Origin of the sequence: Acidovorax lacteus (assembly GCF_039540375.1) — a bacterium.
Classification (GTDB): Bacteria; Pseudomonadota; Gammaproteobacteria; order Burkholderiales; family Burkholderiaceae_C; genus Acidovorax_G; species Acidovorax_G lacteus.
In genome coordinates this window covers 345,790-367,798 of record NZ_BAABEX010000029.1, presented here as the reverse complement: position 1 = coordinate 367,798, position 22,009 = coordinate 345,790, and the positions used below count along the sequence as shown (strand labels likewise).

Sequence of the window (22,009 nt, the reverse complement as noted above, 5' to 3'; positions counted from 1 at the left end):
GCGTCAGCGCCCAGGCGCTGAGGCCCACGGCGCCACACCGCTCCCCATGACCCCGACCGTGCCCCCGTTTGCAGAGCTTGTGGCTCCGCTGCACTGGCGCACGGTCGATTTCATTTCCGACCTGCACCTGCAGGCCAGCGAGCCCGCCACCTGGCAGGGCTTTGAGCAATACCTGCGCACCACCCCAGCCGACGCAGTCTTCATGCTGGGCGACCTGTTCGAGGTGTGGGTGGGCGACGACGTACTGGCCGAGTCCGGCGGCTTCGAGGCCATGGCCTGCACCGCGCTGCGCGCCGCCAGCAAGGCCGGGCGCACGCTGTTCTTTCTGCACGGCAACCGCGACTTCCTCATCGGCCCCGGCTTTGCCGCGGCCAGTGGCGCTGCGCTGCTGCACGACCCCACGGTGCTCGTCTGGCAGGGCCAGCGCTACCTGCTGAGCCACGGCGACGCGCTGTGTCTGGACGACCTGGACTACCAGCGCTTTCGCGCCGAGTCGCGCGGCGCGGCATGGCGCTCACGCTTTCTGGCGCAGCCGCTGGCCGTACGGCGTGCGCAGGCCCGCGGCATCCGCGAGCAAAGTGAAGCCCGCAAGCGCGCCGCCGTGCACTATGCCGACGTGGATACCCCTGCCGCCCGCGCCTGGCTGCAGGCCGCCCGGGCCCATACGATGGTGCACGGCCACACCCACCGCCCCGCCCGCCATGCGCTGGGCGACGGCATGGAGCGCTGGGTGCTCAGCGACTGGGAACTCGACGCCCAGCCGCCGCGCGCCGATGTGCTGCGCCTGAACGCACCGGGCTTGGAACCCGAACGCATCGCCCCCACCTGACGGCGATGCCCGCCTTCTGGAACCGACTGCGCAACCGCCTGCGCACCACCATCGCCCCGGTCCCCGACATTCCGGCCGACCGCTGGCTCGACACCGTACGGCGCCACCCTTTTCTGCAAGCGCTGTCGCTGCCCGAACAGGCCAAGCTGCGCGCCCTGGCCGCGCTGTTCCTGGACCGCAAGGAATTCCACGGCGCCCACGGCCTGCAGGTCAGCGACGCCATGGCCATCGACATCGCCGCGCAAGCCTGCCTGCCACTGCTGCACTGGGGCGACCCAGCGCAGGCTCTGGGCTGGTACGACGATTTTGTGACCATCGTCGTGCACCCGGCCGAGGCCGTGGCGCTGCGCAAGGCGCAGGACGAAGCCGGGGTGGTGCATGAATACACCGAGGTGCTGGCCGGCGAGGCCATGGAGCGCGGCCCGGTGATGCTGAGCTGGCCCCACGTCGAAGGCGCGGGCCTGAACGCCGAGCAGGGCACGAACGTGGTCATCCACGAGTTTGTGCACAAGCTGGACATGCGCAGCGGCCATGCCAACGGCTGTCCCCCGCTGCCCGCGGGCTTTTTGGGCGCCCGCGGCGTGCGCGAAGCCCACGAGCGCTGGTGGGCAGCCTGGGAGCCTGCCTACGGGTCTTTCCGCGAAGCCGTGATCAAGGCCGAGCGTTTCGGTGCCGAATGGCCCTGGCTGGATGCGTACGGCGCGACGGCTCCGGCCGAATTCTTTGCGGTGGCCTGCGAGGCGTATTTTGTGAACCGGGCGCGGTTTGCGCTGGAGTTTCCAACCCTGATGGCACCGCTGGATGCGCTGTACCGGCCAGCAGGGACAAGCTCTAGCGTTTGAGGTGTTTGGGGCTGCTTGTGCTTGCCAATTAAGCACGAGCAGCTGTTATTTCAATAGCAAACTGATGGCTGGCCACGCCCCAAGCCCTGCCCGCGCCCTTTGCACCACGCCCCGGTCTGCATCAGCGCTGAACCGCCTGGGCACTGAAGCCTTCCGAGGCGCTGCACACGGCCCCGCGGCCACGCCATCCGACCAACAGGCGCTACTAATTTGATAGCTGCTTGTGCTTGATTGGCAAGCACGAGCAGCCCCAAACGTTCTTAACCCCGAGCCGCCAGCTTCTCTTGCCGCCCGGCCTTCCAGGCGCCGAAGATCGCGATCAGGCCCGGCACGATGATCAGCGCCCAGATGATCTTGTCCAGGTGCTCGCGCACCCAGGGCAGGTTGCCAAAGTAATAGCCCGCGGTGCACAGGCTCAGCACCCACAGCAGCGCTCCGCCCACGTTGTAGGCCGTGAACTTTGTGCGGTCCATCTCGGCCACACCGGCCACAAAGGGCGCAAACGTGCGGATGAAAGGCATGAAGCGCGCCAGCACGATGGTGATGCCGCCGTAGCGCTCGTAGAACGCATGCGCGCGGTCAAAGGCCTTGCGGTTGAACCAGCGCGAGTTCTCCCACTGGAACACCTTGGGCCCGAAATAGCGGCCGATGGTGTAGTTGCACTGGTCGCCCAGAATGGCCGCCACGATGAGCAGCGTGACCGCAACCGGATAGCTCATCAGGCCCACGCCGCACAGCGCCCCGACGATGAACAGCAGCGAGTCGCCCGGCAGAAACGGCATGACGACCACGCCCGTCTCCACAAACACGATCAGGAACAGCAGCGCGTACACCCACGGGCCGTAGGCCTGCACAAAGGCCTCCAGGTAGCGGTCCACGTGGAGGATGAAGTCGATGAAGAACGTGACGATTTCCATGGCGTCGGGCGGGCAGGCCTGCGCAAAGGCGGCCTCCGCAGGGGGCGGCAGTTGAGAGCAGCGGGCATTATGCGCAGGGCCTGCACGGGCGGCAGCCAAGCCCCTGCCTGGCCTGCGTGCTCCGCGCCCGGGGCCCCTGCGTGGCGCGCCCTAGAATCCCCCGGTGACATCCTCCGCCGACACGCCTTCCCTCGCCGCCGCAGCCGCGGCCCCCGTGGCCTCGCTCGCCCCCGCCCGGACCGAGCGCCGCCCCATCCGCGACCTGCCCGACGAGTTGATCAGCCAGATCGCCGCGGGCGAAGTCGTCGAGCGCCCAGCCTCTGTGGTGCGCGAGCTGGTGGACAACGCGCTCGATGCCGGGGCCACGCAGATCACGGTGCGCCTGATGGCCGGTGGCGTGCGCCTGATTGCGGTGGAAGACGACGGGTGTGGCATTCCGCAGGACGAGCTGCCCGTGGCGCTGCGCCGCCACGCCACCAGCAAGATCCGCGACCTGCACGACCTGGAAACCGTGTGCACCATGGGTTTTCGGGGCGAAGCGCTGGCCGCCATCGCCTCGGTGTCAGAAACCGCCCTGCTCTCGCGCACGGCCGGCCAGGCCAGCGCCTTTTTGCTCGACGCCCGCAGCGGCGAGCTGCGTCCGGCCGCACGCGCCCAGGGGACCACGGTCGAGGTGAAAGAGCTGTTTTTCTCCACCCCCGCGCGGCGCAAATTCCTCAAGACCGACGCCACCGAACTGGCCCACTGCGTCGAAGCCGTGCGCCGCCATGCGCTTGCGCGGCCCGATGTAGGCTTTGCCGTGTGGCACGAAGGCAAGCTGGTCGAGCAGTGGCGCGCCTGCCCCTCCGGGCCCGAGCTGAGCGCAGACGATGCGCTGGCCCGCCGCCTGGCCGACGTGCTGGGCGAAGATTTCGTGGCCCAGTCGGTGCCGGTGCTGCGGCGCGTGGGGCCCGTGACCATTACGGGCCGCGCAGGCGTGCCCGACGCCGCCCGCTCGCGGCCCGACCACCAGTACTGCTACGTCAACGGCCGCTTCGTGCGCGACAAGGTGCTCACGCACGCCGCGCGCAGCGCCTATGAAGACGTGCTGCACGGCCAGCGCCAGCCGGTGTATGCGCTGTATGTGGAGATCGACCCCGCCCGTGTGGACGTGAACGTGCACCCCACCAAGATCGAGGTGCGCTTTCGCGACAGCCGCGAGGTGCACCAGGCGGTACGGCATGCGGTCGAAGACGCGCTGGCCGCACCCCGGGCGGCCTTGGCCACGGCGGCGGCCACCGCCGCCACACAGCCCTCACGGGTGCCAACCGACCCGGCCCCAGGTCCAGCGCCCCGCCTAGCCGCGCCGCAGTGGCGCGGCCAGCAAACCGCGCTGGGCCTGGCAGACCGGCAGCAGGCCATGTACGACCTGCAAGCCCTGTGGGGCAGCCCCGCGCCGGCCAATCACCCAGCGGCACGGGACACGCCCACCGTGCAGGGGCAATCCGACGCCCCTCCGCCCGAAGTGACCGAACGACCGGCCTTGGGCTGGGAGCAAGCTGCAACCAGCACTGCTGCCATCGCCGATGCGGCTTCCGCCATCAGCGCTGCGCCTCGCCCGCCGCAGCCTGCTGCGCCCACTGCAGAACCCGCCGCCACCTGGCCGCTGGGCCGGGCCATTGCGCAGTTGCACGGTGTGTACATCCTGGCCGAAAACACGCAGGGCCTGGTGGTGGTGGACATGCACGCCGCGCACGAACGCATCGTGTACGAACGCCTCAAGGCGCAGATCGACCAGGGCGCGCGGCTGGCCAGCCAGCCGTTGCTGATCCCGGCCACCTTTGCCGCCACACCGCACGAAGTGGCCACGGCCGAAGCCCACCCCGACGTGCTGGCCACCCTGGGCCTGGAGGTGGTGCCGTTTTCGCCCAAAACACTCGCGGTGCGCGCGGTGCCCACCACGCTTGCGCAGGGCGACCCGGTGGAGCTGGCGCGCAGCGTACTGGCCGACCTGGCCGCGCACGACGCCAGCACCGTGGTGCAACGCGCGCGCAATGAAATACTGGCCACCATGGCCTGCCACGGTGCAGTGCGCGCCAACCGCCGACTCACGCTCGACGAGATGAACGCGCTGCTGCGGCAGATGGAAGTGACCGAGCGCTCCGACCAGTGCAACCATGGCCGCCCTACCTGGCGTCCGCTCAGCATGAAGGAGCTGGACGCGCTGTTCTTGCGCGGTCGCTGACGCCTGTACCGCTTCGACGCCGAGCCCCCCGGGCGACCACATGTCCGCCCCCTACCGCCCCAGCCCATGATCCAGCTTGACGCGGACTCCATCGCCCAGACCACACCCACCGCCCGTGCCATGGCACGCCTGGTGGACGCGCACTGGGCCCTGGGCCCAGTGCAGCACTGCACGCTGATGCGGCGCGGCTTCAACCATGTCTATGGGCTGCAGTGGGCGGACGGCCGCCGTGCGATTGCGCGGCTCAGCGCCGCACGGCCGCGCGGCCCGGCCAATGTGGACTACGAAGCCGCACTGCTGGGGCATCTGCAGCGCCGCGGCATCCGGGTGGCGGCCCCGCTTCCCACCGCCGCAGAAACCAGCAGCGTCAACGTGACCCTGCCAGAAGGCACACGTCCACTGATGCTGTTTGAGCACCTGGACGGCGAACCACCCGGCGACGACCTGTCTGACTGGACCCACAGCGGCCGCGCGCTGGCCGCCTTGCACACTGCTGGGCAGGACTACACCGGCCCGCCAAGCCGCTACACGCTGGAGCCCGGCTGTATGCTCCACACAGCCCTGGCCCAACTGCGCAAAACGCCGGTCATGGACGATGCGCTCTGGCACGGCCTGTCGGAGGTGGCAGCACAGGTGCGCGAGAGGCTGGGCTCTGCAGAAGGCCTGGGGCGCGTGCACGCCCATGGAGACTTTCACGGCAGCAACCATTTCATGGTCACAGGGCTGCAGGGCGCACGCGAAGTGGCGTTTTTCGACTTCGACGACGCCGGACCGGGGCTGCTGGCCTACGAGCTGGGCGTACTGCTGTGGAGCCTGCTGCCACGGCGCACCGATGTGCCGCTGGCTGCACCGCTGCAAGCGCGCTGGCGGCACTACCTCGCAGGCTACCGCAGTGTGGCCCCGCTAGCGCCGGCCGACATCGCAGCGATGGCGCCCAGCCTGGTGCTGCGACAGTTTTGGACCATGGCAGAGTACGCAGGCCGGGTGGACGTGTGGGGCACAGAGGCCATGCCCGCGCACTGGCTACGCAAGCAGGTGCCGCTGATGCAGCACTGGCTGACGCTCGATGTGGAAGGTGATCTGAGCGCACCGGTAGCAGCGGCGGCAAGCGCCCGTTAAGCGCGCGCGGCGGCGCACCGCGCTCGCCGGGCGCGCCAACACAAAAGGCCCGCAGTCGCGGGCCTCTCTGATGGATCCTGCCTCGCGCTTCAGTTGTCGCGCGCAGCCTTGGCGGTATCGGGGAAGTCGCTGAACACGCCGTCCACACCCAGCTCGTAGAACAGCTTGTATTCGGCCGCCGGGCTGCCCTTGAAGTCCGACGCGAGGCGGCGGGCTTCGTTGCGGAAGGTGTAGGCGTGCACGAACAGGCCCGCAGCGTGGGCGTTCTTCACCACGTCGGTGGGGGGCAGCATCACGCGGTCGCGGTCGTCGATGCGGCCGTCGCCGTTCAGGTCGTCAGGCTTGCCGTCGTTGTTGGCATCCACCTGCTTGGACGAAATCAGGTACGGCTTCCAGGGGCCAATGCCGTCGGCATAGGTCTTCACTTCGCGCAGGCCCGCTGGGGTGAGCAGGCTGGCAAAGGTGCGCGGATCGCCCGCCACGGCAAAGTCGTAGGGCTTGTCGTACGGCGCCACCAGCGACATGCTGCCGTCGGCCTTCACGTCGTCGGCGTCCACCAGTTGCACCAGGCGGATCTGCGTCTTGGTGCGCAGGTACTTGAGGTTGGCCACCTCAAACGACTGCACGATCACCGGCGACGACTTGCTGGTGTAACCGTACTTGGCCAGCACAGCCAGCAGACGGTCTTCCAGCGCCAGCCCCAGGCCTGCGTGGTAAGTCGGGTGCTTGGTTTCCGGGTACACGCCCACCGTACGGCCAACTTTGGCCCCTTCGGTGCGCGCCAGTTCGATGACTTCTTCCAGCGTGGGCACCTGGAAGCGGCCATTGAACGACTGGTCGCGTTCGGCCATGGGCTGCACCGCGCGCAGCGTCTTGAGCTCGGCCAGCGTGAAGTCGGACGCGAACCAGCCCTCTTCGGTCACGCCATCCACCACCTTTTTCGTCTTGCGCGCCGCAAACTCCGGCCGCTGGGCCACGTCGGTGGTACTGGTGATGTTGGGCTCATGGCGCGCAACCAGCACGCCGTCCTTGGTGGCCACCAGATCCGGTTCGATGAAGTCGGCACCCATTTCGATGGCGCGGCGGTAGGCCTCCAGCGTGTGCTCGGGCAGGTAACCGCTCGCACCCCGGTGACCGATGACCAGCGGCGTGTCGCCGTTGAGCGTGGGGTAGCGGGGGCCATCGCTGCCGCCGCAAGCCGTCAGGGCCAGCGCTGCAGCCACGGTCACCGTGGCCAGCGAAAACTTGTACTTGTGCATGCGTTTCTCCTCACTGCGTATGGCAGAACAACCATGGAAATGTGACGGTCTCGCGTGACAGCGTTGTGACGCTGACGCACGGCGCTCCGGCCTCTACGCCCCTCTCGGCGCACCAGAACCGCCCCATGATGCACAACAAAGAGACATAAGCACACCAATTCAATGCAAACCGGCATCAAATCGCCAACTTGGTGCACAGCAGGTCACATAATCTCATGTGCTATAGACATAAGTACGCTTTGTTTTCGCCTGCTGTCGCGCTGGCGGAGCAGGTGTCCTGCCGCTTCACTGAGAAAGCCTCACCGGTATGCAACACGCATCTGTTCACCAGTTTTTGGATCACGTCGCCCTGCGCAACCCTGGCCAGCCCGAGTTCCTGCAAGCCGTCACCGAGGTGATGGAAAGCCTTTGGCCGTTCATTGCGCAGCACCCGCGCTATGCAGAGCATGGCCTGCTGGAGCGCTTGGTCGAGCCCGAGCGTGTGGTGATGTTCCGCGTGTCATGGATGGACGACCACGGTCAGGTACAGGTGCACCGTGGCTACCGCATCCAGCACAACATGGCCATCGGCCCATACAAGGGCGGCATCCGCTTCCATCCGTCGGTCAACCTGTCGGTGCTCAAGTTCCTGGCGTTCGAGCAGACCTTCAAGAACGCACTGACCACCCTGCCCATGGGCGGCGGCAAAGGCGGCAGCGACTTCGACCCCAAGGGCAAGAGCCCAGCCGAGGTCATGCGCTTTTGCCAGGCCTTTGCGAGCGAATTGTTCCGCCATGTGGGTGCCGACACCGACGTGCCCGCGGGCGACATTGGCGTGGGTGGGCGCGAGGTGGGCTACATGGCTGGCATGGTCAAGAAGCTCAGCAACCGGGCCGACTGCGTGTTCACCGGCAAGGGCCTGTCGTTCGGCGGCTCGCTGATCCGCCCCGAGGCCACAGGCTATGGCACCGTGTACTTTGCCGACGAGATGCTCAAAACCCGGGGCAAGTCGTTCGAAGGCATGCGCGTGTCGGTGTCGGGCTCGGGCAACGTGGCGCAATACGCGGTCGAGAAGGCCATGCAGTTGGGTGCCAAAGTCGTCACCGTGTCTGACAGCAGCGGCACCGTGGTGGACGAACAGGGCTTCACACCCGAAAAGCTGGCGGTGCTGATGGAGGTGAAGAACCAGCAGTACGGCCGCGTGAGCGACTATGCCGCACGCACCGGCGCGAAGTTCGAGCCTGGCAAGCGGCCCTGGCATGTGCCGGTGGACGTGGCCCTGCCCTGCGCCACACAGAACGAACTCGACGAGCACGACGCCCGCACGCTGATCGCCAATGGCGTGGTCTGCGTGGCCGAGGGAGCCAACATGCCCTCGACCATCGAAGCCGCCAAGGCTTTCGAGGCTGCGGGCGTGCTCTATGCGCCAGGCAAGGCCAGCAATGCCGGCGGCGTGGCCACCTCCGGTTTGGAGATGAGCCAGAACGCGCTGCGCCTGGCATGGCCGCGCGAGGAGGTGGACGCGCGCCTGCTGCAGATCATGCGCGGCATCCATGCGGCCTGCCTGCAGTACGGCCGCCGCGCCGATGGCCGCGTGAGCTACATCGACGGTGCCAACGTGGCAGGCTTCGTGAAGGTGGCCGACGCCATGCTGGCCCAGGGCGTCGTCTGACACGGCCCACGGCTGCATACGGCCCCGACCGGGGGCTTACGCGCTGTTTTGCGCTTGCCGTGGCCGCGTGCGCTGCTATCCTGATCTGGCGGTGCCCGAGGGGTGCCACTTCTGGACCATGTCGATGGAAATCTTCAGCTTCCTCAACCTGATGGTGGAAAAGGCAGGGTCCGACCTGTTCTTCAGCGTCGGGGCCCCGGTCAACGTCAAGATCGAGGGCGTCACGCACCCCCTGAAGATGCCGGCTCTGCTGCCCGGGCAGGTCAAGCAGCTCGCCTACTCGATCATGAACGAGCGGCAGATCAGCGAGTTCGAGGCGCGCCAGGAGATGAACCTCTCCATCTCGGCGGAAAACCTCGGGCGTTTTCGTGTCAACGTGTTCGTGCAGCGCGGCGAGACCGGCATGGTGATCCGCTACATCAAGAACAAGATCCCGCCGCTCGAAGCGCTGGGCCTGCCCAAGGTGCTGGAGCGGCTGGTCATGCTCAAGCGCGGGCTGGTGCTGGTCACGGGGTCCACGGGCTCAGGCAAATCGACCACGCTGGCGTCGATGATCAACTTTCGCAACGAGAACGCCACGGGCCACATCCTCACGATTGAAGACCCGCTGGAGTTTCTGCACGCGCACAAGCGCTCGGTGGTCGATCAGCGCGAAGTCGGGATCGACACGCATTCGTACGAAGACGCGCTAAAAAACGCGCTGCGTGAAGCGCCCGACGTGATCATGATCGGCGAGATCCGCGACCGCAACACCATGAAACAGGCGATTGCGTACGCCGAAACCGGCCACCTGTGCCTGTCCACGCTGCACGCCAACAACGCCAACCAGGCGCTGGAGCGCGTGATCAACTTCTTCCCAGAAGATGCGCACCACCAACTGCTGGTGGACCTGAGCCTGAACCTCGCCGGCGTGGTGTCGCAGAGGCTCATCCCGGGTCTGCACGAAAAGCTCGTGCCCGCGGTGGAGGTGATGCTCAACTCGCCCTACATCGCTGAGCTGATCGGCAAGGGCGAGTTCTCGGCCATCAAGGAGGCGATGGGCCACAGCACCGAACAGGGCATGTGCACCTTCGACCAGGCGCTCTATCAGCTGTTTCAGGCTGGCAAGATCTCGCTCGAAGAGGCGCTGCACAACGCCGACTCGCGCACCGATCTGGCGCTGCGCATCCGCCTGGCAGCCGGCGTCAAGCCGGGCGAAACGGGCGAGCTGTCGATCGAACCGACGTCTCCCTCCCACATGCCGTCGCAGCACTTCTGAGCGCTGCGCACAGGGCGCTGCAATTCCGATGGTGGCGCGGGTGCATGGCCGCTGCCGCGTGCAAGGGCAGGCCCCCGCGTGCCACACTGCCAGCCGCCATGCGACGCATCTTCCCGATCCTTGCCATTGCCCTGGCCGCTGCTACCGTGGGCGGCTGCGCCACGCTCGACGCCAAGCAGCGCGAGTGGATCTTCCAGCCCAGCAACCGCACGTGGAATGGCCAATCCCACACCGAGGGCATGACCGACGTGTGGATCCCCCTGCCCCGCAGCACCAGCACAGCGGCAGCCGCATCGCCCCCCGAGCAGTTGCACGGCCTGTGGCTGCCCGCTGCGCAGGACGAAGCCCAGGCCCCCGTGCTGCTGTACCTGCACGGCGCACGCTGGAACGTGGCGGGCTCAGCCAATCGCATTCGCCGCATGCAGGCGCTGGGCTTTTCGGTGCTGGCCATCGACTACCGCGGTTTCGGACAAAGCAGCCCGGGCCTGCCGTCCGAACAATCGGCCGCGGCCGACGCTAGCGCCGCTTGGGACTGGCTGGCCCAGCGCTACCCCGACCGGCCGCGCTACATCTTCGGGCACTCGCTGGGCGGCGCCATCGCCATCGAGCTGGCCCGCCAGGTCCAGGACGAGCGCGGCACGCTGGTCGAGGGCACGTTCACCAGCATTCCGGACGTGGTGCGCACCTACCGCTGGGGCTGGCTGCCGGTGTCGCCGCTGATCACGCAGCGCTTTGAATCGGTGCGCAAGGTGGCGGAGATCGGCTCTCCGCTGCTGGTGGTACATGGCTCGGACGACCGCGTGATCGCACCCGAACTGGGCCGCCGCCTGTACGAGGCCGCGCAGGAGCCCAAGCGCTTCGTGCTGGTGGAAGGCGGCGCGCACCACAACACCAACGCGCTGGGCCAGGGGGCCTACCGCAGCGCTTTGGGCGAACTGTTTGGCCTGCGCTGACGCGCAAGCAGCACACCCGCCCTGGGCGGCCTGCCTGGAGACCCGCGCCCCCTGATCCGGGTCCCCATCTGGTACGCTCGTCCGCTTATGTCTGCCCCTTCTGCCACCGTGTCGCCTGCGCTGCCGCGCGTGGCGGTTTCGCAAGGTCTGGCCATCACGGTGCTCGCCCTGCTGCTGAGCATCCAGCCAGTCACCACCGACCTGTACCTGCCCGCCCTGCCCTCGCTCACGCGCGACCTGGGCGCGCCCGTCACGGCCGGTCAGCTCACGCTCAGCGCGCTGCTGCTGGCCTTTGGTGCGTCGCAGCTCGTGTGGGGGCCGCTGTCCGATCGGTTTGGCCGTCGCCCCGTGCTGCTGTGGGGGCTGGCCATCTACACGCTGGCCTCGCTGGGCAGCGCGTTCGCGCCCTCCATGGAGCTGCTGGTAGCCTGGCGTACCGCGCAGGGCGCGGCCATGGGAGCGGTGGTGATGTGCGCGCGCGCCATCGTGCGCGACCTGTACGACCCACTGGCCGGTGCGCGCACCATGTCCAAGGCGCTCACAGGCCTGGGACTGATCGCCTGCCTGTGCGCGCCGCTCGGTGGGCTGCTGTCGCAAACGCTGGGCTGGCGCGCTGCGCTGCTGGCCCTCACCGTGTATGCCGCTGGCACGCTGGCACTGGTGGCGCTGCGCATGCCCGAAACCCTGCACACCCCCAACCCGCGCGCACTGCAGCCGGCCACGCTGGCGCGCACCTGGGTGCTGGTGTTGCGCAATCCCACGTTCTGGGCGTTCTGCCTCCTCACCACCTGCAGCTACGGCGGGCTGTTCACGTTTCTCGCCGCGTCGTCGTTTGTGTTCATTGAAGTGCTGGGCCTGGCCCGCACGCAGTACGGCTGGGTGCTGCTGTCTACCGCGCTGGCCTACTTTGGCGGCACCTTTTTGTGCCGGCGGCTGCTGGCCCGCCACGGGCTGCGGCGCAGCGTGGCGCTGGCCGGGGGCCTGAGCCTGGCCGGCGGCCTGGGGCTGGCCGCCGTCGCGGCGCTCGGCGTGCGGCACCCGGTGGCGCTGCTTGCGCCGTTCTATTTGTTCATGGTGGCGCACGGTATCCACCAGCCCTGCGGGCAGACCGGGTCGGTGGGGCCGTTTCCGCAGGCGGCTGGTGTGGCGTCGGCACTCAATGGCTTTGTGATGATGCTCGTGGCCTTCGCCATCGGCGGCTGGGTGGGCACGCACCTGAACGGCACGGTATGGCCATTGGTGCAGGGCATCCTGTTCTGGTCGGTCGCGCTGGCCCTGGTGGCCTGGACGCTGGTGCGCCGCTACGGAGAGCCCGATGCCCGTGCTTGACCGCATCCGTGCGCTGGCCCTGGCCGGGCCTACCGCGTCTGGCAAGACCGCCGGAGCGCTGGCGCTGGCCGCGGTCATCGGCCGGCAGGTGCCGGTGGAGATCATCAGCGTCGACTCGGCCCTGGTGTACCGCGGCATGGACGTGGGCACCGCCAAGCCCACGCCCGAAGAACGCGCGGCCGTGCCGCACCACCTGATCGACATCCGCGACCCGCTGCAGGCCTACAGCGCCGCCGAGTTCGTGCACGACACCGAGGCGCTGATCACTGCCATCCGCGCGCGTGGCGCACTGCCGCTGCTGGTGGGCGGCACCATGCTGTACTTCAAGGCGCTGTTCGAGGGCATCGACGACATGCCCGCAGCCGACCCGGCTGTGCGCGCCGCGCTGGACGCCCGCGCCGCTGTGGAAGGCTGGCCCGCACTGCACGCCGAGCTGGCCCGCGTGGACCCGGCCACGGCCGCGCGCCTGGCCCCGGGCGACAGCCAGCGCATCCAGCGCGCGCTGGAGGTGTGGCAAGTGTCGGGCCGCCCGCTGTCGAGCTTTCACCAGCGCAGCGAACGCCAGGCCACGCAGGGCGCTGAGGGAAGCACCGCCGGCCAGCCCGACATCCCGTTGTTCTCGCTCGAACCCACCGACCGCGCCTGGCTGCACGCGCGCATTGCGCAGCGCTTTGATGCCATGCTGGCCCACGGCCTGCTCGACGAAGTCAGCGCCCTGCGCGCGCGCGGCGACCTGCACCCCGACCTGCCGTCGATGCGCTGCGTGGGTTACCGGCAGAGCTGGGAATACCTGGACGGCCAATGTTCGCGCGCCGAGCTGCGCGAACGCGGCATTGCCGCCACCCGCCAACTGGCCAAGCGTCAGGTGACCTGGCTGCGCAGTATGCCCGCACGCCATGTGGTGGCGGCCGACCAGCCCCAGGCCGTGGCCACGCTGGTGGCCACCGTACTCGACCGCCTGCGCGGCACCGCCCCCGCATGAGCACGCCCGCCGCCCCCTTGCTGCAGGTGCAGGGCCTGGCCAGACGCTATGGCGACAGCCGCGTGTTCGAGGGCGTGGACTTTGCCGTGGCACGCGGCGAGTTCGTGGCCATCGTGGGTGAATCGGGGGTGGGCAAATCCACCCTGCTCAACTGTCTGGCGGGGCTGGATACCTGGAGCGACGGCCGCATCGTGCACGCGGGCACCGACCTGGCCACGCTGGATGAAACCGCGCGCGCCCTGTGGCGGCGTGCGCAGGTGGGCTTTGTGTTCCAGGCCTTTCATGTGCTGCCGCACCTGGACGTGGCGCAGAACGTGGCCCTGCCGCTGATGCTGCTGGGCCGGCCCGACCCAGACCGCGTGCAGGCCATGCTGGGCGCCGTAGGCCTGCAGGGACTGGAGGCCCGGCTGCCGCGCGAGTTGAGCGGCGGCCAGTTGCAGCGCGTGGCCATTGCACGCGCCCTGGTGCACCGCCCGGGGCTGCTGCTGGCCGACGAGCCCACGGGCAACCTCGACCCGGCCACCGCCGCGCGGGTGATGGACGTGCTGGTGGAGCAGACCCGAGCCGCGGGCTCTGCGCTGGTGCTGGTCACGCACTCCGAAGCCGCGGCCGCGCGCGCCGACCGGGTGCTGCGGCTCACAGCCAGCGGCATGGCGCTGGCCCCGCCGGCGGTGGGCTGATGCGGGTGGGCGCTGGCTGCGCCCCGCCTTACTCGATGTGCAGGCGCTGCGCGCTGCTCACCAGCTTTTTGGGGAGCGTGAGCGTGAGCACGCCGTTGTCCACCTTGGCGCGGGCCTGCGTGGCGTCAATGTCGGTGGGCAGCTGAAAGCTGCGCGCCACCGCCCCGTAGTAGCGCTCGGCGCGCAGCACCTTGTCGCCTTCGGTCTTCTGGTCGTGCTGGCGCACCTCGGCGCGCAGGCTCACCACGTTGCCGTCCAGCGATACGTGCAGGTCTTCCTTGGCAACGCCCGGTACCTCGGCATGCACCACATAGCCGCTGTCGTTTTCCTTCACGTCGATCTTGATCTGCGCGGGGCTTGGCAGCGGGTCGCCGTGCAGCGGCCGCACATAAAAACCGGGGGCCAGGTCCTTGAAGAAGTCGTCGAACAGACTGCCGCGGCTCACGAGGGAATTCATGGTCTTGCTCCTTCCGTCAGGGGGTGGTGAATGGGGTTTCGCGGGGCCGCGCCACCGTTGCGCCGCCCTCTGCGGTGGAAGATACGAACCGCCCCCACCCGCTTCAAGAGGTGCGTGGCAGCCGTTTGATGCGCATCAAAAACCCGCGGCCCGCACCGCGGGGCCTGGCGGGGCCACAATGCCACCCATGTGGGGCCTGCTCCGTACCTTTTCATGGCATACGCTGTGCCACCACCCGTGGCGCAGCCTGGCGGCCGTGGTGTCGGTCATGCTGGGCGTGGCGCTGGCCTTTGCCGTGCACCTGATCAACGCCTCAGCGCTGGAAGAGTTCTCGCAGGCCGTGCGCACCGTCAATGGCGAGCCCGATTTGGAAGTGCGCGCCAGCCAGGGTACGTTGCCTGAGGCCTTGTACGCAACGTTGGCCACGCACCCGCTCGTGGCCCGCGCCAGCCCCGTGCTGGAGCTGGCCGTGGTGGCCGCCCCTCCCGCCCCCAGCGACACGGGCAAGCCCGGCGTGCCGATGCGCCTGCTGGGCGTGGACGCGCTGCAGGTGGGTGCGCTGGCCCCGGGCCTGGCCCCGCGCGTGCGCAGCGGCGGCGACCGGCTGGCCATCCTCGCGCCCGGGGCGGTGTTCCTCAACCCGGCTGCGCAGCAGGCGCTGGGCCTGCCCGCCGACGCCGACACCGCCACGCCCCTGGTGCTGGCCAGCGGGCTCGGGCGCAGCAGCGTGCAGGTCGAAGGCCGGGTGCAAGCCCCGGGCGCGCCCCTGGCCGTGATGGACCTGGGCGCGCTGCAACACGCCTGGGACCGCGCGGGCCAGCTCAGCCGCATCGACCTGCAACTGCGGCCCGGCACCGACCGGGTTGCCGCGCGCGTCGCGCTGCAGGCCCTTCCCGGCTGGCCCGCGCAGGCCGTGCTGGCCGAGCCGGGCGATGCCGGGCAGCGCATCAGCAACCTGTCGCGCGCGTACCGGGTCAACCTCACGGTGCTGGCGCTGGTGGCGCTGTTTACGGGCGCGTACCTGGTGTTTTCGGTGCTGTCGCTGGGGGTCACGCAACGCGCGCCGCAACTGGCGCTGCTGGCCGTGCTAGGGGCCACGCCGCGCCAGCGCCTGGGCCTGGTGCTGGCCGAATCGGCAGCGCTGGGGCTGGCCGGCAGCGCCGCAGGGCTGGCACTGGGCACGGGCCTGGCGCTGGCGGCCCTGCGCCTGCTGGGCGGCGACCTGGGCGGCGGCTACTTTGCGGGCGTCGAGCCCCCGCTGCGCTGGGCCCCCGCCGCCGCCGCGCTGTACGGTCTGCTGGGCCTGGGCGCTGCGCTGGTCGGCGGCTGGTGGCCCGCGCGCGCAGCCCAGCGCTTGGCCCCCGCGGCTACGCTCAAGGGCCTGGGCGTGGTGCAGGCGGGCGGCGGCCTGCGCTGGGGCGGCGCGTGCTTGCTGGTGATGGGCCTGGTGCTCACGGCCAGCCCGCCGGTGGCAGGCATGGCGCTGGGCGCATACGTGGCCATTGGGCTGCTGCTGGTGGGCGGCATCGCGCTGCTGCCGGTGCTCATCCAGGCCGCGCTGCAGGGCGTGGCACCGCACCTGTCCCGCCACCCGCTGGCCATGCTGGCGGTGGAACGCGCGCGCCGCATGCACGGCACGGCCGCCGTGGCTGTGGGCGGCGTGGTGGCCAGCCTGAGCCTAGCGGTGGCGCTGACGGTCATGGTCACCAGCTTTCGCGGATCGGTCACGCAGTGGCTGGACGTGGTGCTGCCTTCGCCGCTGTACGCGCGCTCGGCCCTGGCCGCAGGCGGCGGGGGCGACGCCGCCCTGCTGCCCGCCGCCCTGGCCGACGCCGTGGCCCGCCTGCCCGAGGTGGAGCGCGTGCACCCGCTGCGCGCCAGCAGCGTGCAGCTCGACGCCGCGCGCCCACCGCTCACGCTGCTGTCGCGCCCCTTCGGTGCCGCATCGGGGGGTGACGCGGCGCGCCTGCTGCCGCTGGTGGGCAACCCGCTGCCGGTGCCACCGGGCCGCATTGCGGTGTACGTCAGCGAAGCGGTGGTGGACTTGTATGGCGTGCGGCCCGGACAGGACTGGCCCGCGCTTTCAAAGGCTTTTGGGCCTGAAGCCCAGCAAAATCAAGCACAACCAGCTCACTTTTTTATAGCAGGCGTGTGGCGTGACTACGCCCGCCAGGCCGGTGCCGTGGCGCTGGACCGCGCCGACCACCTGCGCCTGACGGGCGACAGCCGCATCAGCGACCTGGCCCTGTGGCCGCGCGACGGGGCCGACCTGGCCGCGCTGCGCGACGCCATCGAGGCCGAGGCCCGCAGCCTGGCCCAGGCCAGCGGCGGCGCCGCGCCGCCCGGCCCGCTGATTGAATTTGCATCGGCCACGGCCATCCGCGAACGTTCGCTGCAGATCTTTGACCGCAGCTTCGCCGTGACCTACTGGCTGCAGGCCGTGGCCATCGCGATCGGCCTGTTCGGCGTGGCCGCCAGCTTCAGCGCCCAGGTGCTGGCCCGCCGCAAGGAGTTTGGCCTGCTCGCCCACCTGGGCCTCACGCGCCGACAGATCCTGGCCGTGGTCGCCGGCGAAGGCCTGGCCTGGACGGCCCTTGGGGCCCTGGCCGGCACTGGCCTGGGCCTGGCCGTGTCGGTGGTGCTGGTGCACGTGGTCAACCCGCAAAGCTTTCACTGGACCATGGACTTGGCCCTGCCCACCCTGCGCCTGCTGGCGCTGGCCGCTGCAGTGGTGCTGGCAGGTACCGTCACGGCCTGGCTGGCCGGGCGCGCGGCGGCGGGGCGGGAGGCGGTGCTCGCGGTGAAGGAGGACTGGTGAGGGGATGGGCAGAGGCCGCCTCCCACCCTGCAGACGGCCCCGAGACGGTGCCGCCCAAGGCGCACCCCGGTCACCGCTCCGATTCAGCGCTGGGCGGTGCCTGAGACCTTGGCCGTACGCCGCCAGATCGGCGCCACCACCTGCCCCCGCCGAACAGCCATGCGCAACAGCACGAGGCCTGCGGTCGTACACAGCAGCAATGCCACCACCGACGACTCCACGCCGAAGCTACCGCCGGTCAGCCAGTCCGGGCCATGGGTGGTCGATCGGATCCACCCCTGCTGCGCCTCATTGCCCGAAACAATCCCCGAAAAGATGGCCGACTGGGTGTAGTTCCAGGCCATGTGAAAGCCCACGCTCAACCACAGCCGACGCGTCAGCATGTACGCAGCGGCCAGCAGAAGCCCTGCCTCCAACGCGATGAACAGCGCGCCCTCCAGCGTTCCTTGTGGATTGAGCAGGTGGCTCAGGCCGAACAAGAGCGACGACATCACAAGCGCTGCCCAACTTCCCAGCCACTGCTCGAGAGCGCCGAACACCACGCCGCGGAAGAGCAATTCCTCGTACACGCTGGAGCTTAGCGCCATGGCGATGGCAGGCACCATGTAGTGCAGCGGGTTCAAGCCTGTGATGCGATAGATGCCCAGCGCCATCAGGATGAACTCGCAAGCCGCGTACAGGCCTGCCCCCAGCAGCAGGCCCAGCCCCAGTTCACGCCCCATCCGCGCCAGGGCAAGCTCAGACACGGCGCGCTGCTCGATCAAACGGGCATACGCCACATAAACCGCCACGCCCGCAATCGCCAGTGCTGCAACGTGCAGCACCGCTTTGCCAGGGCGTTCCGCGTAAACAGACATCACATCGGTGTTGAGGGTCATCAACACCACGAGGATGAATCCCAGCAACACCATCCGTACCGGCGGCAACCGCAAAAAGCGAATCACCACAGGCGCGTCAGGCGCGCGAGCACTTTCAGATGGGGTCCACATGGCAAGCTCCCTCACAACGGCACGGCCCCTGAGCGGTACCGCACGCTTGGGCTTGCCGGCATTGTCGTTCAGGCGAGATCACCCGCCCCCGGCGGCGTGGCGATTGCCTACGTTGCTCACTAGCCGGCAGGTTTACGCAGTGTTGGCTGACGAGGGCCTGGCCGTGTCGGTGGTGCTGGTGCATGTGGTCAACCCGCAAAGCCTTCGCTGGACCATGGACTTGGCCCTGCCCACCCTGCGCCTGCTGGCGCTGGCCGCCGCAGTGGTGCTGGCAGGTACCGTCACGACCTGGCTGGCAGGGCGCGCGGCGGCGGGGCGGGATGCGGTGCTGGCGGTGGAGGAGGATTGGTGAGGGGTGCGAGGCAATTCACATCAACGCCATGGACGTATTCAACACCGGAGGCTCGCCAAAAACTCATCCACATTCAAACCATTGACCAAGGCATAGGCGATACGCATATTCCTGTCATATTCAATTGAAGATGTCGACAAATTCAAACCATCGAAACGATTGATAGTGAATAAGATTTGGTGAAGGTAGCTTCCATGATTGCGAAAATCTCTGTATGCCTCGGCCAAATTCCTTCTAGCCATATCACTGGCAACTCTTCCATCCAGCTTAAAAAGCACGGACAAGATGGTTACTTTCAATGAGCAAGACGCGCCATCGTGACTCTCAATTATGCAAGAGAGAAGCCGATCATAACCCTCCCCATCGCGGGGAATTTCATGAAGACGATCGATGAAATCATTAAGACGAGAAAAATCTCCCAGCGCAGCAGCCTTAATTGAATCCTCATATTTACCAACAAAATCCATTTCACCCCTCCAGATTCATTTCAAAAACAACCTTTGAATCGAACCGCAGCCAATCCAATTAAAGACAAAAGGATTTGGACAGAATAGCATCTTGAAGTATGCGACGCACAATAAGATACGATGCAATCGCTCGCGCACAAAGCTGGGAGTGGCGCGTGTTATGTCTTGCAGGTTGCGTTTCTACTGCCGATTGAGTACACCGTTCGGCCTCGCACACTCCAGAGCGCTCATGCACTCGCTTCGCAGCCAGTTGCCACGTACCGAACTGATCGCCATTTCCACTCCCGTGGAAGGCGACTTTTCGCGCCCTTTAGGGGACGTAATTGCCCGCGGTGCAGAAGAGGCCAAAGAACAGCCCCGAGTCACAACCAGTCGCAGGTACCGCACGGCCTGCTCGCCTAGCTAATCCCACATCACGTTGCTTGATGCCCGCCCCAAGCCCCCTCGCCCACGGGCCGGCCTGGCCGACAATCCCCCCATGACCACCCCCTCCCCCTGGCTCCACGAAGCCATTGCCCGCATCGAGGCCGACTACCAGCGCAGCGCCGACACGCACCTGATTCCGCTGCGCCTGCCGGGCTTTGCGGCGCAGGGCATTGACCTGTACCTCAAAGACGAATCGACCCACCCCACGGGCAGTCTCAAGCACCGGCTGGCGCGGTCGCTGTTCTTGTATGCGCTGTGCAATGGCTGGGTGCGCGAGGGCTCAACGATTGTGGAGGCGTCCAGCGGCTCCACCGCGGTGAGCGAGGCCTACTTTGCGCGCCTGCTGGGCCTGCCGTTTGTGGCGGTGATGCCGCGCAGCACCTCGGCCGAGAAGGTGGCGCTGATCGAATTCCATGGCGGGCGCTGCCATTTTGTGGACAGCGCGGCCGAGGTGTACGACGCCGCACGCACCGTGGCGCAGCAGACCGGCGGCCATTACATGGACCAGTTCACCTACGCCGAGCGGGCCACCGACTGGCGCGGCAACAACAACATTGCCGAAAGCATGTTCACGCAGATGCAGCGCGAGCGGCACCCGGTACCGCGCTGGATCGTGGTGGGTGCGGGCACCGGTGGCACCAGCGCCACCATTGGCCGCTACATCCGCTACCAGCGCCATGCCACCGGGGTGTGCGTGGCCGATCCGGCCGGGTCGGTGTTTGCCGAATACCACCGCACGGGCGACGCGCAGCTGACCGCGCCCGGCTCGCGCATCGAAGGCATTGGCCGCCCACGGGTGGAGCCGAGCTTTGTGCGCACGCTGGTGGACCGCATGGTGTGCGTGCCCGATGTGGAGTCGGTGGCGGCCATGCGTGTGTTGTCGCGCCTGCTGGGGCGGCGCGTGGGCCCGTCCACTGGCACCAACTTTGTGGCCATGGTGGCCCTGGCGCACGAGATGCGCACGCGCGGCGAGCAGGGCTCCATCCTGTCGCTGCTGTGCGACGCGGGTGAGCGCTACCTGCCCACCTACCACGACCCCGACTGGGTGGCCCGCTGCATGGGCGACTGCAGCGCGGCTGAAGCCCAGTTGCTGCAAGCCCTGGCCTGATGGCGTAGGCTCGGGCCATGCCCGGCCCTGTCAACGCCTTGAGCGCAACACCTTCAGCCCAACCGCCCTCGCCCGCCCAGCCTGGCCCGGGCCTGCGCCGCCGCCAGTGGCTGGCCCAGGCCGGACTCTGGGCGGCCGCCCTGCCTGCGGCCTGGCCGGGCGCAGCACAGGCCCTGCCCGCGCGGGCGCTGCAGTTTCCGCGCGACCATGGCAGCCACCCGGGGCTGCGCACCGAGTGGTGGTACATCACGGGCCAGGCGTGGTCGGCCGGCGGGCGGCGCTGGGGGTTTCAGGTCACGTTCTTCCGCTCGCGGGTGGATGGCACACAGAGCCTGCAGTCGGCCTTTGCCGCGCGACAGCTGCTGTTTGCCCATGCGGCCCTCACCGACCTGCAAGGCGGCCGCCTGCTGCACGACGAACGCATCGCCCGCGCGGGCTTTGGGATTGCCGAGGCGGCTGAGCACGACACCGACATCCGCCTGCAAGACTGGACCCTGCGCCGCACCGACCTGGCCCTGCCCGGCGGCGCGCGCGGCAGCCGCTACACCGCCCACCTGGAGGGCAGCCAGCTCGGCCTGCAGCTCACTTGCGACAGCACCCAGCCGCTGCTGCTGCAGGGCCAGCAGGGCCTGTCGCGCAAGGGGCCGGATGCGGTGCAGGCCAGCTACTACTACAGCCAGCCGCAGCTGGCCGTGCGCGGCAGCTTGGCAGTGCAGGGCCAACGCTTCGACATCGACCCCGCCGCGGGCCCCTGCCGCGCGTGGATGGACCATGAGTGGAGCGAAGCCCTGCTCCACCCCGAAGCCGTGGGCTGGGACTGGATTGGCATGAACCTGCAGGACGGCAGCGCGCTCACGGCGTTCCGGCTGCGGCGGGCCGATGGCTCGGCGCTGTGGGCCGGGGGATCGTGGCGCAGCGCAGCCGGGGCGCTGCGCATTTTTGCGGCACCCGAGGTGCGCTTTGAGCCGCTGCGCCACTGGACCAGCCCGCACAGCGGCGCACGCTACCCTGTGGCCTGGCGCGTGCACACGCCCGCAGGCCGCTGGGAGGTGCGCAGCCTGCTCGACGCGCAGGAGCTGGACAGCACCGCATCGACCGGCGCCATTTACTGGGAGGGTCTCTCGACCCTGCACGACGAGGGCGGCAGCGCCGTGGGCCAGGGCTACCTGGAGATGACGGGCTACGCACGGGCGCTGCGGCTGTAAGCCGGGCGCAGCGCACGGTGGGCCTGGCGCACGGCCGCTGCGTCCGCTCCAGCCGCCCCCACACACGAGCTTGCAGCGCGCGTCGCACCCTCTTGCAGCGCCAGGCAGCAGCGCCAAGCTCAGCGCGGTGTGCGGCCGCTTGGC

Annotated in this window: 18 protein-coding genes and 1 pseudogene; 14 read left to right on the top strand and 5 right to left on the bottom strand. The window is 68.6% G+C overall.

What is annotated here, in order from left to right; translation table 11 throughout:
- Positions 1-46 precede the first annotated feature (46 nt).
- Complete coding sequence (locus ABD866_RS14510; RefSeq protein ID WP_345066633.1) at positions 47-829, top strand: UDP-2,3-diacylglucosamine diphosphatase; 783 nt, start codon at positions 47-49, stop codon at positions 827-829.
- A gap of 5 nt (positions 830-834) precedes the next feature.
- Positions 835-1,671 (top strand): M90 family metallopeptidase, encoded by an 837-nt coding sequence (locus tag ABD866_RS14505; RefSeq protein WP_345066631.1) that lies wholly within the window; start codon positions 835-837, stop codon positions 1,669-1,671.
- A gap of 260 nt (positions 1,672-1,931) precedes the next feature.
- On the opposite strand, the gene ABD866_RS14500 is transcribed toward ABD866_RS14505, so the two are convergent.
- A complete protein-coding gene (locus tag ABD866_RS14500) occupies positions 1,932-2,588 on the bottom strand; it encodes a DedA family protein (protein WP_345066628.1) in 657 nt (218 codons plus the stop codon).
- Between the two features lie 214 nt (positions 2,589-2,802).
- Between ABD866_RS14500 and mutL the strand changes: the two genes are divergently transcribed.
- Together mutL and ABD866_RS14490 are read left to right on the top strand one after the other, a co-directional pair.
- Entirely contained in the window at positions 2,803-4,812 is a 2,010-nt protein-coding gene (gene mutL, locus ABD866_RS14495; RefSeq protein ID WP_345066870.1) for a DNA mismatch repair endonuclease MutL, read from the top strand.
- A 66-nt stretch (positions 4,813-4,878) separates the two neighbouring features.
- Complete coding sequence (locus ABD866_RS14490) at positions 4,879-5,931, top strand: phosphotransferase enzyme family protein (RefSeq protein ID WP_345066625.1); 1,053 nt, start codon at positions 4,879-4,881, stop codon at positions 5,929-5,931.
- Between the two features lie 89 nt (positions 5,932-6,020).
- Here the strand turns inward: ABD866_RS14490 and ABD866_RS14485 are convergent, their stop codons facing one another.
- Complete coding sequence (locus ABD866_RS14485; RefSeq protein ID WP_345066622.1) at positions 6,021-7,190, bottom strand: glycerophosphodiester phosphodiesterase; 1,170 nt, start codon at positions 7,188-7,190, stop codon at positions 6,021-6,023.
- A gap of 307 nt (positions 7,191-7,497) precedes the next feature.
- On the opposite strand from ABD866_RS14485, the gene gdhA reads away from it, so the two are divergent.
- From gdhA to ABD866_RS14455, 6 genes are all read left to right on the top strand, one after another.
- Complete coding sequence (gene gdhA / locus ABD866_RS14480; RefSeq protein WP_345066619.1) at positions 7,498-8,841, top strand: NADP-specific glutamate dehydrogenase; 1,344 nt, start codon at positions 7,498-7,500, stop codon at positions 8,839-8,841.
- Positions 8,842-8,965: 124 nt separating this feature from the next.
- The gene (locus tag ABD866_RS14475; RefSeq protein ID WP_345066616.1) at positions 8,966-10,099 is read left to right on the top strand and encodes a PilT/PilU family type 4a pilus ATPase; all 1,134 of its coding nucleotides are present in this window, start codon (positions 8,966-8,968) and stop codon (positions 10,097-10,099) included.
- A gap of 98 nt (positions 10,100-10,197) precedes the next feature.
- Complete coding sequence (locus tag ABD866_RS14470; protein WP_345066613.1) at positions 10,198-11,052, top strand: alpha/beta hydrolase; 855 nt, start codon at positions 10,198-10,200, stop codon at positions 11,050-11,052.
- Between the two features lie 87 nt (positions 11,053-11,139).
- Positions 11,140-12,381 carry a multidrug effflux MFS transporter gene (locus tag ABD866_RS14465; RefSeq protein ID WP_345066610.1) on the top strand — a complete coding sequence of 414 codons (1,242 nt, stop codon included), beginning with the start codon at positions 11,140-11,142 and terminating at the stop codon, positions 12,379-12,381.
- Positions 12,368-13,363, top strand: coding sequence for a tRNA (adenosine(37)-N6)-dimethylallyltransferase MiaA (miaA, locus tag ABD866_RS14460; protein ID WP_345066607.1), 996 nt, complete (start codon positions 12,368-12,370; stop codon positions 13,361-13,363). Before ABD866_RS14465 ends, miaA begins: the two co-directional genes overlap by 14 nt.
- Complete coding sequence (locus tag ABD866_RS14455; protein ID WP_345066604.1) at positions 13,360-14,043, top strand: ABC transporter ATP-binding protein; 684 nt, start codon at positions 13,360-13,362, stop codon at positions 14,041-14,043. Before miaA ends, ABD866_RS14455 begins: the two co-directional genes overlap by 4 nt.
- A gap of 28 nt (positions 14,044-14,071) precedes the next feature.
- Here ABD866_RS14455 and ABD866_RS14450 read toward each other — a convergent pair whose 3' ends face one another.
- A complete protein-coding gene (locus tag ABD866_RS14450; protein ID WP_345066602.1) occupies positions 14,072-14,500 on the bottom strand; it encodes an Hsp20/alpha crystallin family protein in 429 nt (142 codons plus the stop codon).
- 187 nt (positions 14,501-14,687) lie between these two features.
- On the opposite strand from ABD866_RS14450, the gene ABD866_RS14445 reads away from it, so the two are divergent.
- Positions 14,688-17,318 (top strand): FtsX-like permease family protein, encoded by a 2,631-nt coding sequence (locus tag ABD866_RS14445; protein WP_345066600.1) that lies wholly within the window; start codon positions 14,688-14,690, stop codon positions 17,316-17,318.
- Between the two features lie 83 nt (positions 17,319-17,401).
- Here the strand turns inward: ABD866_RS14445 and ABD866_RS14440 are convergent, their stop codons facing one another.
- Positions 17,402-18,307: a CPBP family intramembrane glutamic endopeptidase gene (locus ABD866_RS14440; protein ID WP_345066597.1), complete on the bottom strand. Its 906-nt coding sequence runs from the start codon at positions 18,305-18,307 to the stop codon at positions 17,402-17,404.
- Between the two features lie 115 nt (positions 18,308-18,422).
- On the opposite strand from ABD866_RS14440, the pseudogene ABD866_RS14435 reads away from it, so the two are divergent.
- Positions 18,423-18,659 (top strand): annotated as a pseudogene (locus tag ABD866_RS14435) (hypothetical protein); the annotation flags it as partial.
- A gap of 38 nt (positions 18,660-18,697) precedes the next feature.
- Here ABD866_RS14435 and ABD866_RS14430 read toward each other — a convergent pair.
- Complete coding sequence (locus ABD866_RS14430) at positions 18,698-19,126, bottom strand: hypothetical protein (RefSeq protein ID WP_345066592.1); 429 nt, start codon at positions 19,124-19,126, stop codon at positions 18,698-18,700.
- Positions 19,127-19,604: 478 nt separating this feature from the next.
- On the opposite strand from ABD866_RS14430, the gene ABD866_RS14425 reads away from it, so the two are divergent.
- Positions 19,605-20,660, top strand: coding sequence for a PLP-dependent cysteine synthase family protein (locus ABD866_RS14425; RefSeq protein ID WP_345066589.1), 1,056 nt, complete (start codon positions 19,605-19,607; stop codon positions 20,658-20,660).
- Positions 20,661-20,677: 17 nt separating this feature from the next.
- Complete coding sequence (locus ABD866_RS14420) at positions 20,678-21,865, top strand: lipocalin-like domain-containing protein (protein WP_345066586.1); 1,188 nt, start codon at positions 20,678-20,680, stop codon at positions 21,863-21,865.
- Positions 21,866-22,009 lie beyond the last annotated feature (144 nt).

Excerpts from the sequence above, each read along its gene's own strand:
- ABD866_RS14485 (WP_345066622.1), bottom strand. The coding sequence starts at position 7,190 with ATGCACAAGTACAAGTTTTCGCTGGCCACGGTGACCGTGGCTGCAGCG.
- ABD866_RS14455 (WP_345066604.1), top strand. The coding sequence starts at position 13,360 with ATGAGCACGCCCGCCGCCCCCTTGCTGCAGGTGCAGGGCCTGGCCAGA.
- ABD866_RS14510 (WP_345066633.1), top strand. The coding sequence starts at position 47 with ATGACCCCGACCGTGCCCCCGTTTGCAGAGCTTGTGGCTCCGCTGCAC.
- miaA (WP_345066607.1), top strand. The coding sequence starts at position 12,368 with ATGCCCGTGCTTGACCGCATCCGTGCGCTGGCCCTGGCCGGGCCTACC.
- ABD866_RS14450 (WP_345066602.1), bottom strand. The coding sequence starts at position 14,500 with ATGAATTCCCTCGTGAGCCGCGGCAGTCTGTTCGACGACTTCTTCAAG.
- ABD866_RS14470 (WP_345066613.1), top strand. The coding sequence starts at position 10,198 with ATGCGACGCATCTTCCCGATCCTTGCCATTGCCCTGGCCGCTGCTACC.
- ABD866_RS14465 (WP_345066610.1), top strand. The coding sequence starts at position 11,140 with ATGTCTGCCCCTTCTGCCACCGTGTCGCCTGCGCTGCCGCGCGTGGCG.
- ABD866_RS14505 (WP_345066631.1), top strand. The coding sequence starts at position 835 with ATGCCCGCCTTCTGGAACCGACTGCGCAACCGCCTGCGCACCACCATC.
- ABD866_RS14430 (WP_345066592.1), bottom strand. The coding sequence starts at position 19,126 with ATGGATTTTGTTGGTAAATATGAGGATTCAATTAAGGCTGCTGCGCTG.
- ABD866_RS14490 (WP_345066625.1), top strand. The coding sequence starts at position 4,879 with ATGATCCAGCTTGACGCGGACTCCATCGCCCAGACCACACCCACCGCC.
- ABD866_RS14500 (WP_345066628.1), bottom strand. The coding sequence starts at position 2,588 with ATGGAAATCGTCACGTTCTTCATCGACTTCATCCTCCACGTGGACCGC.
- ABD866_RS14420 (WP_345066586.1), top strand. The coding sequence starts at position 20,678 with ATGCCCGGCCCTGTCAACGCCTTGAGCGCAACACCTTCAGCCCAACCG.
- ABD866_RS14475 (WP_345066616.1), top strand. The coding sequence starts at position 8,966 with ATGGAAATCTTCAGCTTCCTCAACCTGATGGTGGAAAAGGCAGGGTCC.
- ABD866_RS14440 (WP_345066597.1), bottom strand. The coding sequence starts at position 18,307 with ATGTGGACCCCATCTGAAAGTGCTCGCGCGCCTGACGCGCCTGTGGTG.
- ABD866_RS14425 (WP_345066589.1), top strand. The coding sequence starts at position 19,605 with ATGACCACCCCCTCCCCCTGGCTCCACGAAGCCATTGCCCGCATCGAG.
- gdhA (WP_345066619.1), top strand. The coding sequence starts at position 7,498 with ATGCAACACGCATCTGTTCACCAGTTTTTGGATCACGTCGCCCTGCGC.
- ABD866_RS14445 (WP_345066600.1), top strand. The coding sequence starts at position 14,688 with ATGTGGGGCCTGCTCCGTACCTTTTCATGGCATACGCTGTGCCACCAC.